Origin of the sequence: Geodermatophilus sp. CPCC 206100, from assembly GCF_048569675.1 — a bacterium.
Lineage (GTDB): Bacteria > Actinomycetota > Actinomycetes > Mycobacteriales > Geodermatophilaceae > Geodermatophilus.
In genome coordinates this window covers 67119-80066 of the sequence record NZ_JAQISV010000003.1, presented here as the reverse complement: position 1 = coordinate 80066, position 12948 = coordinate 67119, and the positions used below count along the sequence as shown (strand labels likewise).

Annotated in this window: 13 protein-coding genes; 7 read left to right on the top strand and 6 right to left on the bottom strand. The window is 74.6% G+C overall.

The annotated features are described in order from the left end of the window. Positions 1 to 51: 51 nt before the first annotated feature. The 5 genes from PGN05_RS00960 to PGN05_RS00940 all read right to left on the bottom strand — a co-directional run bounded on the left by PGN05_RS00960 (position 52) and on the right by PGN05_RS00940 (position 4957). Positions 52 to 1155, bottom strand: a complete 1104-nt coding sequence (locus tag PGN05_RS00960) for an NAD(P)-dependent alcohol dehydrogenase (protein WP_419750356.1) — start codon at positions 1153 to 1155, stop codon at positions 52 to 54. 71 nt (positions 1156 to 1226) lie between these two features. Then, positions 1227 to 2189 carry a PDR/VanB family oxidoreductase gene (locus PGN05_RS00955; protein WP_419750354.1) on the bottom strand — a complete coding sequence of 321 codons (963 nt, stop codon included), beginning with the start codon at positions 2187 to 2189 and terminating at the stop codon, positions 1227 to 1229. Between the two features lie 332 nt (positions 2190 to 2521). Continuing rightward, positions 2522 to 3502 carry an ABC transporter substrate-binding protein gene (locus tag PGN05_RS00950; protein ID WP_419750353.1) on the bottom strand — a complete coding sequence of 327 codons (981 nt, stop codon included), beginning with the start codon at positions 3500 to 3502 and terminating at the stop codon, positions 2522 to 2524. Between the two features lie 90 nt (positions 3503 to 3592). Beyond that, positions 3593 to 4039 carry a MarR family winged helix-turn-helix transcriptional regulator gene (locus PGN05_RS00945; protein ID WP_419750351.1) on the bottom strand — a complete coding sequence of 149 codons (447 nt, stop codon included), beginning with the start codon at positions 4037 to 4039 and terminating at the stop codon, positions 3593 to 3595. Positions 4040 to 4168: 129 nt separating this feature from the next. After that, positions 4169 to 4957, bottom strand: coding sequence for a putative hydro-lyase (locus PGN05_RS00940; protein WP_419750349.1), 789 nt, complete (start codon positions 4955 to 4957; stop codon positions 4169 to 4171). A 116-nt stretch (positions 4958 to 5073) separates the two neighbouring features. Here PGN05_RS00940 and PGN05_RS00935 point away from each other — a divergent pair, with 116 nt between their 5' ends. The 4 genes from PGN05_RS00935 to PGN05_RS00920 are packed head-to-tail and all read left to right on the top strand — an operon-like array spanning position 5074 to position 8078. Beyond that, positions 5074 to 5826, top strand: a complete 753-nt coding sequence (locus PGN05_RS00935; RefSeq protein ID WP_419750348.1) for a LamB/YcsF family protein — start codon at positions 5074 to 5076, stop codon at positions 5824 to 5826. Beyond that, positions 5826 to 6437, top strand: coding sequence for a 5-oxoprolinase subunit B family protein (locus tag PGN05_RS00930; protein ID WP_419750346.1), 612 nt, complete (start codon positions 5826 to 5828; stop codon positions 6435 to 6437). The genes PGN05_RS00935 and PGN05_RS00930 overlap by 1 nt, the downstream gene beginning before the upstream one ends. Next, on the top strand, positions 6434 to 7291 hold the full coding sequence (locus PGN05_RS00925; RefSeq protein WP_419750344.1) for a biotin-dependent carboxyltransferase family protein: 858 nt from the start codon (positions 6434 to 6436) through the stop codon (positions 7289 to 7291). Before PGN05_RS00930 ends, PGN05_RS00925 begins: the two co-directional genes overlap by 4 nt. Positions 7292 to 7316: 25 nt before the next feature. Beyond that, positions 7317 to 8078 carry an IclR family transcriptional regulator gene (locus PGN05_RS00920; protein ID WP_419750343.1) on the top strand — a complete coding sequence of 254 codons (762 nt, stop codon included), beginning with the start codon at positions 7317 to 7319 and terminating at the stop codon, positions 8076 to 8078. Between the two features lie 170 nt (positions 8079 to 8248). Here the strand turns inward: PGN05_RS00920 and PGN05_RS00915 are convergent, their stop codons facing one another. Further along, positions 8249 to 8905, bottom strand: a complete 657-nt coding sequence (locus PGN05_RS00915; protein ID WP_419750342.1) for a Crp/Fnr family transcriptional regulator — start codon at positions 8903 to 8905, stop codon at positions 8249 to 8251. A 223-nt stretch (positions 8906 to 9128) separates the two neighbouring features. Between PGN05_RS00915 and PGN05_RS00910 the strand changes: the two genes are divergently transcribed. The 3 genes from PGN05_RS00910 (at position 9129) to PGN05_RS00900 (ending at position 12907) form a co-directional block, all read left to right on the top strand. After that, positions 9129 to 10283 carry a 3-hydroxybenzoate 6-monooxygenase gene (locus PGN05_RS00910; protein ID WP_419750341.1) on the top strand — a complete coding sequence of 385 codons (1155 nt, stop codon included), beginning with the start codon at positions 9129 to 9131 and terminating at the stop codon, positions 10281 to 10283. A 34-nt stretch (positions 10284 to 10317) separates the two neighbouring features. Beyond that, positions 10318 to 11736 carry a M24 family metallopeptidase gene (locus PGN05_RS00905; protein WP_419750340.1) on the top strand — a complete coding sequence of 473 codons (1419 nt, stop codon included), beginning with the start codon at positions 10318 to 10320 and terminating at the stop codon, positions 11734 to 11736. 223 nt (positions 11737 to 11959) lie between these two features. Continuing rightward, a complete protein-coding gene (locus tag PGN05_RS00900; protein WP_419750339.1) occupies positions 11960 to 12907 on the top strand; it encodes an ABC transporter substrate-binding protein in 948 nt (315 codons plus the stop codon). The last annotated feature ends 41 nt before the right edge of the window (positions 12908 to 12948 follow it).

Below are 12948 nucleotides of genomic sequence, written 5' to 3'. Positions count from 1 at the left end.
GCCGCCGAGGACGTCCCGGGCGTGTCGCCGACCGTCCCGGGACGCCCGGGTTCAGGCCGGCATGCGGATGATCGGCTTGACGACGGCGCCGCTGTAGGAGGCCTCCAGGGCGTCCCCGATCCGGTCCAGGGGGAAGTACTCGACGAGCCGGTCGAAGGGGAACCGACCCTGCGCGTACAGGTCCATGAGGGCAGCGATGAGCGCCTGCCCGCGGCCGCTGCCCCCGAGGGTGCCGCGGATCGTCTTGCCCCACAGCGTGCTCACGTGGTCGGCGGTGAACTCCGCGCCCGCGGGGGCCCCGCCGATGAGCAGCGCCGTCCCCAGCATGCCGACGGAGTCGATCGCCTGGCGGATGACGCCGACGTTGCCGGTGCAGTCCAGGGCGGCGTCCGCCGGCCCGCCGCAGATGTCCGTCACCGCCGCCACCGCGTCGGTGTCGGTGGCGTCGATCGTGTGGGTGGCGCCCAGGTCGGTGGCCAGCCGCAGCCGGGCGGCGTGCCGGTCGACGGCGATGATCGTGGTGGCCGCCGAGTTGCGGGCGGCCATGACCGCGGCCAGGCCGACGGTGCCCGCCCCGTACACGACGATCGAGCTGCCCGGCTGCGGGCGCAGGGTGTTGAACACCGCGCCCGCCCCCGTCGCCAGGCCGCAGGCCAGCGGGCCCATCAGCTCCACCGGCAGCCCCGCCGGGATCGGCACGAGCGACGAGGCGCTGGTCATCGAGTAGGTGGCGAACGAGGACTGGCCGAAGAAGTGGCTGCTCAGCGGGGCGCCGCCGGCCGTGCGCAGGGCCGAGGCGCCGTCCAGCCGGTGGCCCGCCCCGACCAGCTCGCCGAGCCGCAGGCAGTACCGGGGCTCGCCGGCCAGGCAGTTGCGGCAGTCGCCGCAGTACGGCCAGCCGAGCACCACCGCCTGGCCCTCGCGGACGCCGGTCACGCCCTCCCCGACGGCCACCACCGTGCCGGCCCCCTCGTGCCCCAGGACGCCGGGCAGCGGGAAGGGCAGGTCGCCGTCGCGCGCGATGCCGTCGGTGTGGCAGAAGCCGGTGGCGGCGACCTTGACGAGGACATCGCCGGGGCCGGGGTCGTCGAGCTGGACGTCCTGGACGACGAAGGGGCCGTGCAGCTCCTCGACGACGGCGGCGGTGATCTCCACGGGTGTCCTCCTGGCAGGGGTCGGCGGGTGTCGGGCGGCGGCCGGCGACGCGACGGGCCGGCCGGGCGGGGTCAGAGGTCGAGCACCAGCTTGGGGCACGCGGCCCGGGACACGCAGATGAACATGGTGTCGTTCGCCTGCTGCTCCTCGACCGTGAGCAGAGAGTCGCGGTGGTCGACCTCGCCCTCGAGCACCGCGGTCTCGCACGTGCCGCAGGTCCCCTCCTGGCAGGAGGAGAGCACCGGGATGCCGGCCGCCTCGACGACGTCCAGGATCGACGTGTCCGGCGGCACGGTCAGGGTCAGGCCGCTCTGCGCCAGCTCCACCTCGAAGGAGTCGGTCCGGACCGGCTCGCCGACCTCCTTGGGCGCGAAGCGCTCCACGTGCAGGGAGCCCGGCGGCCACGCCCCGCAGTGCTGCTCCACCGCCTGCAGCAGCGGCTCGGGGCCGCAGCAGTAGACGAGGGTGTCGGGGCGGGGCGTGCCCAGGATGGCCGGCAGGTCGATGAGGCCGACCTCGTCCTGCGGATGGAGTGTGACCGGGGTGTCGGTCAGCGCCTCCAGCGACTCCAGGAAGGCCATCGACCGCCGGCTGCGGCCGCCGTAGTGCAGCTCGACCTCGGCCCCGGCGGCCTGGGCGGCGCCCATCATCGGCAGCAGCGGCGTGATCCCGATGCCGCCGGCGACGAAGACGTAGCGCCGCGCGGGGAGCAGCGGGAAGTTGTTGCGCGGGCCGCGCACGTCGACCTCGTCGCCCTCGGTCAGCTCGTCGTGCACGTAGGCCGAGCCGCCGCGCCCCTGCGGCTCGCGGAGCACGCCGATCCGCCAGACCGACCGGTCGTCCGGGTCGCCGCACAGGGAGTACTGCCGGGTGAGGCCGTTGGGCAGCCGGAGGTCCAGGTGCGCCCCCGGCGCCCAGGCCGGGAGCTCGGCTCCGGACGGGTTCCGCAGCTCGAGGACGACGACGCCCTCGGCGCCCTCGGTGCGGGACGCGACCTGCAGCCGCAGGTCCACCTCGTCGTGCGTCGTGTGCACGGCTCACTCCGTTTCCATGACGGGCTGCCCGCCGCCCCGGACGGCGGGCCGGGGACGTGCTGCGCGCGGGCCGGGGACCGGACCGGTGGCGCCACCGTGACACAGGCCACGGCGCCCCGGCTCAGCGCCCACGGTGACCGCACCGGCCGCTGTCGCGGTACCCACCTCTCGATGGATGAGAAGCCGGTCCCCCGATCGTGCGCGGTCCGCCGGGAAGCAGCAACGCGAGCGGCAGCAGGCCCGGCCGGCGTGCCGGACGGGCCTGCTGATCGATCGGGGGTGTCACCCCCGGGACCCACCGCACCGGCGGACGACCGCCGGAGCCGGGCCGGTCACTCCTGGGGCAGCAGCCCCTCGATGTCGAGCTCGTCCTCCTCGAGGAGGCCGGCCTCGACCATGAGCTCGCCCATGCGCTCGATCTGCTCGCGCCGCAGGTCGGTGCCGAACTCCTCGATCCCGACGGTCGCCATCGCCCCGGGCGGGGTCTGCAGGAACTCCTCGGCCTCCGTGCGGACGGCGTCGGGGTTGGCGTCGGCCCACTCGAGGGTCTCCTCGAGCGCCGCGGTGAAGTCCTCGACCAGCTGCGGGTCGGACTCGGCCAGCTGCGCGGAGGTGAAGAACAGCTGGGTCGGGTGGCCGGGCACCGACTCCTGGCTGGAGTAGCTCGCCACCGGGTGGCCGGCGTCGATCAGCCGGGACAGGAAGGGCTCGGGGACCCAGACGGCGTCGACGTTGCCGGCCTCCAGGGCGGCGGGCATGTCCGGGAAGCCAAGCTCGACGTACTGGATGCCCGACGGGTCACCGCCGGCCTGGCGGACCGACTCGTCGATGGTCAGCTGGCCCATGCCGTTGAGCGTGTTGACGGCGATCCGCTTGCCGGCCAGGCCGGCCGCGTCGGTGACGCCCGAGTCGCGGTGCGCGACGACGCCGTTGACGTCCTCGCCCTCGGCGTGCGTCGAGGTCCAGTGGCCGATGACCCGGACGTCGAGCCCCTCGCCGCGCGCCTGCAGCAGCGAGACCGGGTTGCTGGTGGCGAACTCCATCTCGCCGGATGCGACGGCCGGCAGCAGCGCCGCACCGCCCTGACCGGTCTCGATGGTGACCTCGATGTTGCGCTCCTCGAAGAAGCCCTGCTCGATGCCGCCCTGCAGGGCGCCGGTGACGGCGACCGGGAGCAGACCGGCGGTGACCTGGCGGACCTCGGCCTCGCCGCCGCTCCCACCGGAGCCGCCGGACGCCTCGTCGTCGCCTCCCCCGCACGCGGCGAGCACGAGCGTCGTCGCGGCCAGCACGGGGACCCACTTGCGGAGCATGTGCTCTCCCAAACTCGAAATCGCTGAGAAACTCAACGGTTGACGATCTGAATGATGCCCGTCACAGGGCCCGAGGGCAAGTACCGCCCGCTAGCCGCGCAGCGCCGGGTCGCCGCCCAGCACCAGCCGGCCGAGCAGACCGCGCAGCAGGTCCTGCTCCTCGGCGCTCAGCTGCTCCAGCTGGCCGCGATGGGCCTCCGCGACCGACCGCTCGGCGCGACCCCGGACCGCACGACCTGCCGCGGTGCCGCAGACCAGCTTCGTGCGCCGGTCGCTCTCCGACGGGCGGCGCTCGACGAGGCCGGCCTCGGTGAGCTCGTCGACCAGCAGGACCACCTGGCTGGGGTCGAGCCCGAGGGCCTCGGCCAGATCGCGCTGGGACATCCCGTCGCCCGAGTCGCAGGCCAGCAGGAGGGCGGAGTAGGAACGGACCCGCAGGCCGTGGACGGTGAGCGCGGCGTTGGTGGCCCGCACCAGGGAGCCGCTGGCGCGGGAGAGCAGGTAGCCGACGTCGTCGGTGAGCGAGGTGCTGTCCATGAGGACCTCCATCGTTGACGTCGTCCACGATAGCGGCCCCGCGTCGTTCCACCACCCCACCGGACGACCGGCGGCCGGTCGGCCCGACCTGCGCTCGTGTTCCCCGGCGGTTGTCGCGGGAACCGCCGGTCAGGGCAGGCGGTAGGCGGCGTCCGGGACGTCGGTGACGAACATGTGCCCGGGCGCGTGCGTGATCGCGAACGGCGGGCGCGAGGCCATGAGCGCCGCCTGCGGGGTGACCCCGCACGCCCAGTAGACCGGCACGTCGCCGTCGTGCGCGTCCACCGGGTCGCCGAAGTCGGGCCGGGCGAGGTCGGCGATGCCCAGCGACCCGGGCGGGCCCACGTGCACCGGCGCCCCGTGCACCTGCGGCATCCGGGCGGTCACCTGGACGGCGGTGGTCACCAGCTCGCCGGGGACCGGCCGCATCGTCACCACCAGCGGCCCCGACAGCCGGCCGGCCGGGCGGCAGGCGCGGTCGGTCCGGTACATCGACACGTTGCGGCCCTGCTCGATGTTGCGGACCGGCACGCCGGCGTCCAGCAGCGCGGTCTCGAAGCTGAAGCTGCAGCCGATGAGGAAGGCGACCAGGTCGTCGGTCCAGAGGTCGCCGACCTCGGTCGGCTCCCCGGCCAGCTCACCGTTCCGCCAGACCCGGTAGCGGGGCAGGTCGGTGCGCAGGTCGGCGTCCGGCGCGAGCACGGTGCGCGGCGACCCGGCGTCGCCGACGTCGAGCAGCGGCACCGGCCGCGGGTTGCGCTGGGCGAAGAGCAGGAAGTCGTAGGCCCAGTCCCGCGGCAGGACCACGAGGTTGGCCTGGGTGAACCCCGGCGCCAGGCCCGAGGTCGGGACGGCGGACCCGGCCCGGCAGGCGGCGCGGACGTCGGCGGGACCGGCGGCGGAGGCCAGCTGCGTCATCCCGCCATGCTCCTCTGAGCCTCCCTCCCCCGCTCCCGCGTTGCCGGGCTCCGCGACGGGCCCTAGCGTCTCGACCGGCGCACCCGGTCATCGAGCCGTTCGGGTGAGGGGGACGGATGGACCTGAACTCCGACCTCGGCGAGGGCTTCGGCCAGTGGCAGCTGGGCGACGACGAGGCGCTGCTCGCCATCGTGACCAGCGCCAACGTCGCCTGCGGGTTCCACGCCGGCGACCCGGGGATCATGCGCCGGGTGTGCGCGCAGGCCGCGGCCGCCGGGGTGGCGATCGGCGCGCAGGTCTCCTACCGCGACCTGGCCGGCTTCGGGCGACGGTTCATCGACGTCGTCCCGGAGGAGCTGACCGACGACGTCCTCTACCAGCTCGGCGCGCTGGAGGCCTTCGCCCGCGTCGCCGGCACCCGGGTCCGCTACGTCAAGCCGCACGGCGCGCTCTACAACGCGATCGTCACCCACGAGGAGCAGGCCGCCGCCGTCGTCCGGGCCGTCGCCGAGTACGACCGCCGCCTGCCGGTCCTCGGGCTGCCCGGCTCGGCCTGGCTGCGGCTGGCCGAGGAGGCGGGGCTGACCGTCGTCCGCGAGGCCTTCGCCGACCGCGCCTACACCCCCGAGGGCACCCTGGTCTCCCGCCGGCTGGACGGCGCGGTGCTGCACGACCCCGACGAGATCGCCGACCGCTGCCTCGCCATGGCGCGCGGGGAGCCGATCGCCGACGTCGACGGCTCTCCGCTGGTCATCCGGGCCGAGTCCATCTGCGTGCACGGCGACACCGCCGGCGCGGTGCGCATCGCCGAGCGGGTGCGCGCGACCCTCACCGGGGCCGGCCTCGAGCTGGCGCCGTTCGCCCCCTGATGCGCCTCCGGCCGAGCGGGTCCACGGCGCTGCTGGTCGAGGTGGACGACCTCGACGAGGTGCTGGGGCTCTACGCCGCGCTCACCGCCGAGCCGCTGGAGGGCGTCGTCGACGTCGTCCCCGCGGCCCGCACCGTCCTCCTGGTCACCGACCCGGCGGTCACCGAGCTGGCCGCCGTCGAGCATGCGGTGCGCCGGGTGCGGCCGCGGCCGGGCGCCGACCGGGGTGGTGAGCTGGTCGAGCTGCCGGTGGTCTACGACGGCGAGGACGTCGGCGACGTCGCCGCGCACCTGGGCGTGGAGCCGGCGGAGGTGGTGCGCCGGCACACCGGGACCGAGTGGACGGTCGCCTTCTGCGGCTTCGCCCCCGGCTTCGGCTACTGCACCCCCGCCGGGGAGCCGTGGCACGTGCCCCGCCGGGAGACGCCCCGCACGCGGGTCCCGGCCGGGGCGGTGGCGCTGGCCGGGGAGTTCAGCGGCGTCTACCCGCGCGAGTCCCCCGGCGGGTGGCAGCTGGTCGGCCACACCGACGTGCCGGTGTTCGACCTGTCCCGGGACCCCGCCGCGCTGCTGCGCCCGGGCGTGCGGGTGCGGTTCGTGGAGTCGACGTGAGCCGCTGCCTGACCGTCCTGGCGACCGGACCGCTCACCACGGTGCAGGACGCCGGCCGGCCCGGGCAGGGCGCACTGGGCATCGGCCGCTCGGGCGCCTGCGACCGGGCCGCCGCCGCGCTGGCCAACCGGCTGGTCGGCAACCCGCCGGACGCCGCGGTGCTGGAGTCGACGCTCGGCGGGCTGGCGGTGCGGGCCGGCGCCGACCTGCTGGTGGTCACCACGGGCGCGCGGTGCGCCGGCTCGCCGGCGCACAACGCGCCGCTGCGCCTGGCGGCCGGCGCCGAGCTGCGGCTGGGCCCGCCCGGGTCGGGGCTGCGCACCTACCTCGCGGTCCGCGGCGGGATCGCCGTCCCCCCGGTGCTCGGCAGCCGGTCCACCGACCTGCTGTCCGGCCTGGGCCCGCCGGTCGTCGCGGCCGGCGACGAGCTGCCCGTCGGCGACGCGGCCGGCGAGCTGCCGGGGGTGGACCTCGCCCCCGTGCCCGAGCCCCCCGGCGGGGAGGTCACGGTGCAGGTGCTGCCGGGCCCGCGCGCGGACTGGTTCCCCGAGGCGGCGGCGGCCGCGCTCACCGGCACCGCGTGGACGGTCACCGGCGAGAGCAACCGGATCGGGCTGCGGCTGGACGGCGCCCCGCTCGAGCGCGCCCGCGCCGGCGAGCTGGCCAGCGAGGGCATGGTCCGCGGCGCGCTGCAGGTCCCGGCGTCCGGACTGCCGGTGCTGTTCCTCGCCGACGCCCCGGTGACCGGCGGGTACCCGGTCATCGGTTACGTCGCCGACCCCGACGTCGACCGCTGCGCCCAGCTGCGACCGGGCCAGACCCTCCGCTTCCGGGGGACGGTGCGGGCCGGCTGACGCGCCGCCCTGCCAGACTCGCCACGTGGGACGGGTCCGGACCGGCGAGTCGGTGCTCTCCCGCGCCATCCGGATCTTCGACGCCTTCTCCCCCGACGAGAAGGTCCTGCAGGTCTCGGAGATCGCCCGCCGCACCGGCCTGCACGTGGCCACCGCGTCCCGGCTGATCGCCGAGCTGGTGGCGCACGGGCTGCTGGAGCGTGGCCCCGACCGCGAGGTGCGGGTCGGCGTCCGGATGTGGGAGCTGGCCGCCCGGGCGTCGCTCACGCTGTCGCTGCGCGAGGCGGCCATGCCCTACCTGGAGGACCTGCACGCCGTGGTCGGCCACCACGCGCAGCTCGGCGTCCGGGACGGGGACGACGTCCTGTTCGTCGAGCGGCTGTCCGCGCGCGACGCGGTCATCAACTACTCCCGGATCGCCGGCCGGCTGCCGCTGCACATCTCCTCGTCCGGCCTGGTACTGCTCGCCTACGGGCCGGTCGAGCTGCAGGAGCGGATCCTGTCCCGCCCGCTGGAGCAGCACACCGCACGCACCATCACCACGCCCGAGCGGCTGCGGACGACGCTGGCCGAGGTCCGCCGCCAGGGCTACGTCATCACTCCTGGCCACGTGCACGACGACGCCGCGGGGGTGGCGGTGCCGGTGCGCAACGGCCTGCAGGAGGTCGTCGCCGCCCTCTCGGTGATCGTGCCCAACGACGGCCGGGCCGCGACGCAGGTCCCTGCGCTGCTGGCCGCCGCCCGCGGCGTGACCCGCTCGCTGTCGACCGGCGCGCCGCGGCACTGAGCCCCGCCCTGCCCTGTGGTCCGGGTGTGTGACTTCGGTCATTCAGTCCGCCCTGCCCGGCCCAGACGATGTGGGTCGGACCACACCCGGTCCAGGGGAGAGGAGGGCGTGCCGTGCTGGGACGGGACCCTGCGTCCTCCTCGCCTCTCCCGCGCCCGGGGGACGGCGGCTCACCGCTCGCCGACGGCCACCGCGTGCAGCGCAGCGGGATCGAGCAGGCGCACCCCCTGCTGCGAGCGGCCGACGAGGCCGTCCTCGCGCAGGCCCCGCAGCGCGCGGGCCACCACCTCCCGGACGGATCCGATCGAGTCGGCCATCTCCTGCTGGTCGGCCACCACGACCAGACCTTCCTCGTCCTGTTGGGCGAGGTCGAGCAGGTGCCAGGCGACGCGGCGGCGGATCGTCCCGAAGACGTTCGTCGCGGACATCTCGATGACCTCGGAGCACACCTGGCCGGCCTCCCGCGCCAGCAGCCACGCGACGCCGGCGTCGTTGCGGGCTACGCGCGTGACCGCGTCGACCTCGAGGAAGAGGACGTCGCAGCCCGTGACCGCCTCGGAGTCGACGACCTGCCGGTCCGCGATCACCGAGATGATCCCGGTGAAGTCGCCGCGCCGGGCATAGCGAACTGTCGCGCGGCGGCCGTCCGGGGACGAGATCAGCACCCGGGCCAGCCCCGACACGACGAGGGCCAGGCGGGGCGCTCCGCCACCGCGGTAGATGACCTGCCCGGCGGGGACCGAGGCCGCCGTGGCTCCCTGCCGCAGCCTGGCCTGGACGGCGGGGTGCAGGGTCCCGAAGACGCTCTCGGCCCACGCACCGTCCACCGAGGCAGGGTCGCCCGCGAACCGACGGGCACGGGCCGTTCGAACCGATGACATCGACGTCACTTCCGCTGCGGAGGGCCCAACCGCCGCGGTCAACGTACTACGCGCTCCAGCGACGCGATCCGGCTTGCGCCGCTGCCCTGCCGACCACCCACCACCAGGAGGAAGCCATGTGCACCAACCCCGGGACAGGGCCGTCGTGACAGGGCGCCCGGCGACGTCCGTGATCGTCGTGGGGGGCGGCATCGGCGGAACCGCGACCGCCCTCGCCCTGGCTCGGCGCGGCTGCACGGTACGGCTGCTCGAGCAGGCCCCGGAGTTCGGCGAGGTCGGAGCCGGGCTCCAGGTGGGCCCCAACGTCATGCGGGTCCTCGACCGGCTCGGCGTCATGGACGCGGTCATGGAGATCGCCTTCCTCCCGCGGAGCCTGGTCCTGAAGGACGCCCTCGACGGCAGCGAGGTGACCACCGTCGACCTCGGCGACGCCTTCCGCCGTCGCTTCGGCTACCCCTACGCCACCATCCACCGCGCCGACCTCCACGCGGTCCTGGTCGACGCCTGCCGGGACACCGGCCGCGTCCTCCTGGAGCCGAGCCGGCGGGTCACCGGGTTCAGCCAGGACGGCACGGGTGTCGAGGTCCTCTGCGAGGGTCAGACGGAGCCGAACCGGGCCGACGTGCTGATCGCCGCGGACGGGCTCTGGTCGCAGACGAGGTCGGTGATCGTGGGCGACGGCGACCCGCGCGTGACCGGGCAGGTCGCCTACCGAGCCGTCCTCCCGCGCGCCGAGGTGGACGACGACCTGTACTCGGAGTCGGTCGTCCTCTGGGCCGGCCCCAAGCTCCACCTGGCCCACTACCCGCTGCGACGCGGCGAGCTGTTCAACATGGGCGCGATCTTCCACAGCCTCCGCTTCGACGCCGGCGCCAACACCTACGGCGACCCGGACGAGCTGCACGAGCGCTTCGCGGTCACCTGCGACCCTGTCCGCCGCCTGGTCGCCCGGATCGAGGAGTGGCGGATGTGGGTGCTCCGCGACCGGGAGCCCGTCGCCACCTGGACCGACGGGCGGGTCGCGCTCCTCGGCGACGCCGCGCACCCGACGCTGCAGTACCTCGCACAGGGCGCCGGCATGGCGATCGAGGACGCCTGGGTGCTGGGCGAGCTGCTCGGTCAGGCCGACGACGCGCCGTCCTGGTTGAGGGCCTACCAGGACCAGCGCTCCGTGCGGACCGCCCGGGTCACCCTCCTCTCCCGCCTCTACGGCGAGCTGTACCACGCCGACGGGATGGCGCGGGAGGTCCGGCGGGACATGCTGCGCGGCTGGGAGGGCCCGAGGACCCACGAGAGCTTCGCCTGGCTCTACGACGGCATCTGAGCGCGACCCCACACCAGGAAGGCATCCCCTCCCCATGACTGACACCGCGCCGACTCCCACGACGCCGGACCCGCTGACGTGGCGGGAGACGACCGGGCTGCCCGACGACCTGGGCGAGCACGTGCGCGCGCTCGGGCTCCCCGTCCCCTTCCCACCGCACCGCGTCCCGGCGCACGCCCGCCCGACGACCCGGCTCAAGGACCACCTCCCCCAACTGCCGCTGGAGGAGCGCGACCGGCGCTGGGACCGGCTGCGCAAGAAGATGCTCATGGCCGGCGTCGACGCCCTGGTCATCCTGGGCAACGACCTGTACTGGGACATGGGTCTGGCCAACCTCCGGTACGTGATGGGCATCGGCGCCAAGATGGGGTCGGTCGGCCTCTTCTTCCACGACCACGACCCGGTGCTCTACAACGCCGTGGCGCACATGAGCCGGCCGTTCCACGCACAGGCGTCCATCCAGGACTGGGTGAGCGACATCCGCATCTCGCGCGGGCTGCGGGAGGTGGCCGCCGAGCTCCACGACCGGGGGCACGCCCGCTCGCGCATCGGCCTGGTGACCTTCAGCTCGACGATCCAGACGACCCCGACCATGCTCGCCGGCGACGCTGCCGCGCTGGCGCAGGCGCTGCCGGAGGCCACGCTCGTCGACTTCAACGCCCCGCTGCAGGAGATGCGGATGGTGAAGAGCGAGCACGAGATCGCCCACATGCGCCAGGCCGGGCGCATCGCGCGCAGCGTCGTCGACGTCCTCGTGGCCGCGGCCCGCCCCGGGGCGACCGAGGCCGAGGTCTACGCCGACATGATCCGGCAGCAGATCGCCTCCGGGGGCGAGCCGAACATCTTCAACCTCTTCGCCTCCGGGCCCCTGGAGCACCCCACCGAGGAACTCTGGCACCTGCTGCACGGCAGCGACCAGCCGATGGTCCCCTCGACCAGGCCGCTGGAGGACGGCGACCTGATCGTCACCGAGTGGCACACCAAGTACGGCGGCTACCTGGTGCACACCGAGTACACGGTCTACGTCGGCACGCGCGTCCCCGACCGGCTGCAGCGGATCTGGGACGTCTCCCTCGAGTGCCTCGACGCCAGCCAGGAGCACCTGCGGCCGGGGGTCACCCTCCAGGAGGCCTGGGAGGCGATCCGGCGGCCCGCCGAGCGGGCCGGGCTGGACTTCGTCGAGCTCGGCTTCCACGCCATGGGTCTGGCGTCACCCGAGTTCCCGACCGTCATCTACCGGCCCGGCTTCGGCAGCGACGCCCTCAACGGCTCCCGCCTCGGGGGGCTCGTGCTCGAGGAGGGCATGGCCTTCGGCAACAACATCGACCTCCACGACCCCGCGTGGAAGCCCGACGTCGGCTGCATGCTGGCCGACTTCATGGTCGTGCGCCCCGGAGGTGCCGAGCTGCTGGTCGGCACCCCGCGGGAGATCGGCCTCGGCGGAGCCGGCTGATCCCAGCCGGCTCGCTGCCGCACCCCCGCACCCCCGCGCCCCGACCGCAGCTCCCCCGGTGGTCGGACCTCGGCAGTCCCAGGCCGCCCTCTGACCGTCGGCGGCTCCCTCGTGAAAGGTGACGACGATGCACCTGCTCAACAGCCTCCGATCAGGCGGGACCCCCCTGCCCTCAGCCGGACGCCGGTGGTCCCGGCGGGCCTCGGCAGTCGGCATCGGTCTGGTGGTCGCCGTCTCGGCGGTGGCCTGCTCCGCCGACTCCCCCGACTCCCCCGAGGCCGCCGGTTCGTCCGGCGGGGATGCGACGGAGGCGCGCACGGTGACCGTGGGTGCCAACCCGATCAGCGACCTCGCCCCGCTGTGGGTGGGCGACCAGGCCGGGGTGTTCGAGGACCACGGCATCACGCTGGACATCCAGACCGGGGGTGGCGGCGCCGCGCTCCTGCCCAGCGTCGTCAGCGGCCAGTACCAGTTCGCCTTCGCCAACCCGACGACCTTGTTCGTCGCCGAGCAGCAGGGACTGGACCTGCGAGTCGTCTCCAACCTGGCGAGCTCCACCGGCGAGCCCGGCAGCGACGGCAGCGCCGTCCTCGTGCGGGACGACAGCCCCATCCAGTCGCCGGCCGACCTGGCCGGGGCGACCGTCGCCATCAACACCTTCAACAGCATCGGGACGACGGTCATCCGCGAGTCCGTGCGGCAGGCGGGCGCCGACCCGGACGCCATCGAGTTCGTCGAGATCGGCTTCGGCGACATGATGGCCGCCCTCGAGGCGGGCAACGTCGACGCCGCGTGGGAGGTCGAGCCCTTCATCTCCTCCTCCGTGGCCAACGGCTACCGCGCGGTCGCATGGCCGTACGTCGACGTCGACCCGGAGCTGCCCATCGCGCTGGCGTTCACCTCCGCGCAGCAGGCCGAGGAGGACCCCCAGCTGATCGAGGACTTCGCGGCCGCGCTCGCCGAGTCGATCGAGTACTCCAACGAGAACCCGGACGAGGTCCGGAGCGTGATCCCCACCTTCACGGCGCTGACCGCGGAGCAGGTGGAGAACGTCTTCTACCCGCGCTGGACGACGGACATCAACCGGGACGCCGTGAGCGAGCTCGGACAGCTGATGGTCCAGGACGGCGTGCTGCCCGCCGAGCCCGACCTGGACTCGCTGCTGCCGTAGTGCGGGGTGGCGGGGGCAGGTGCCGGCGGTGCCGCGCCTGC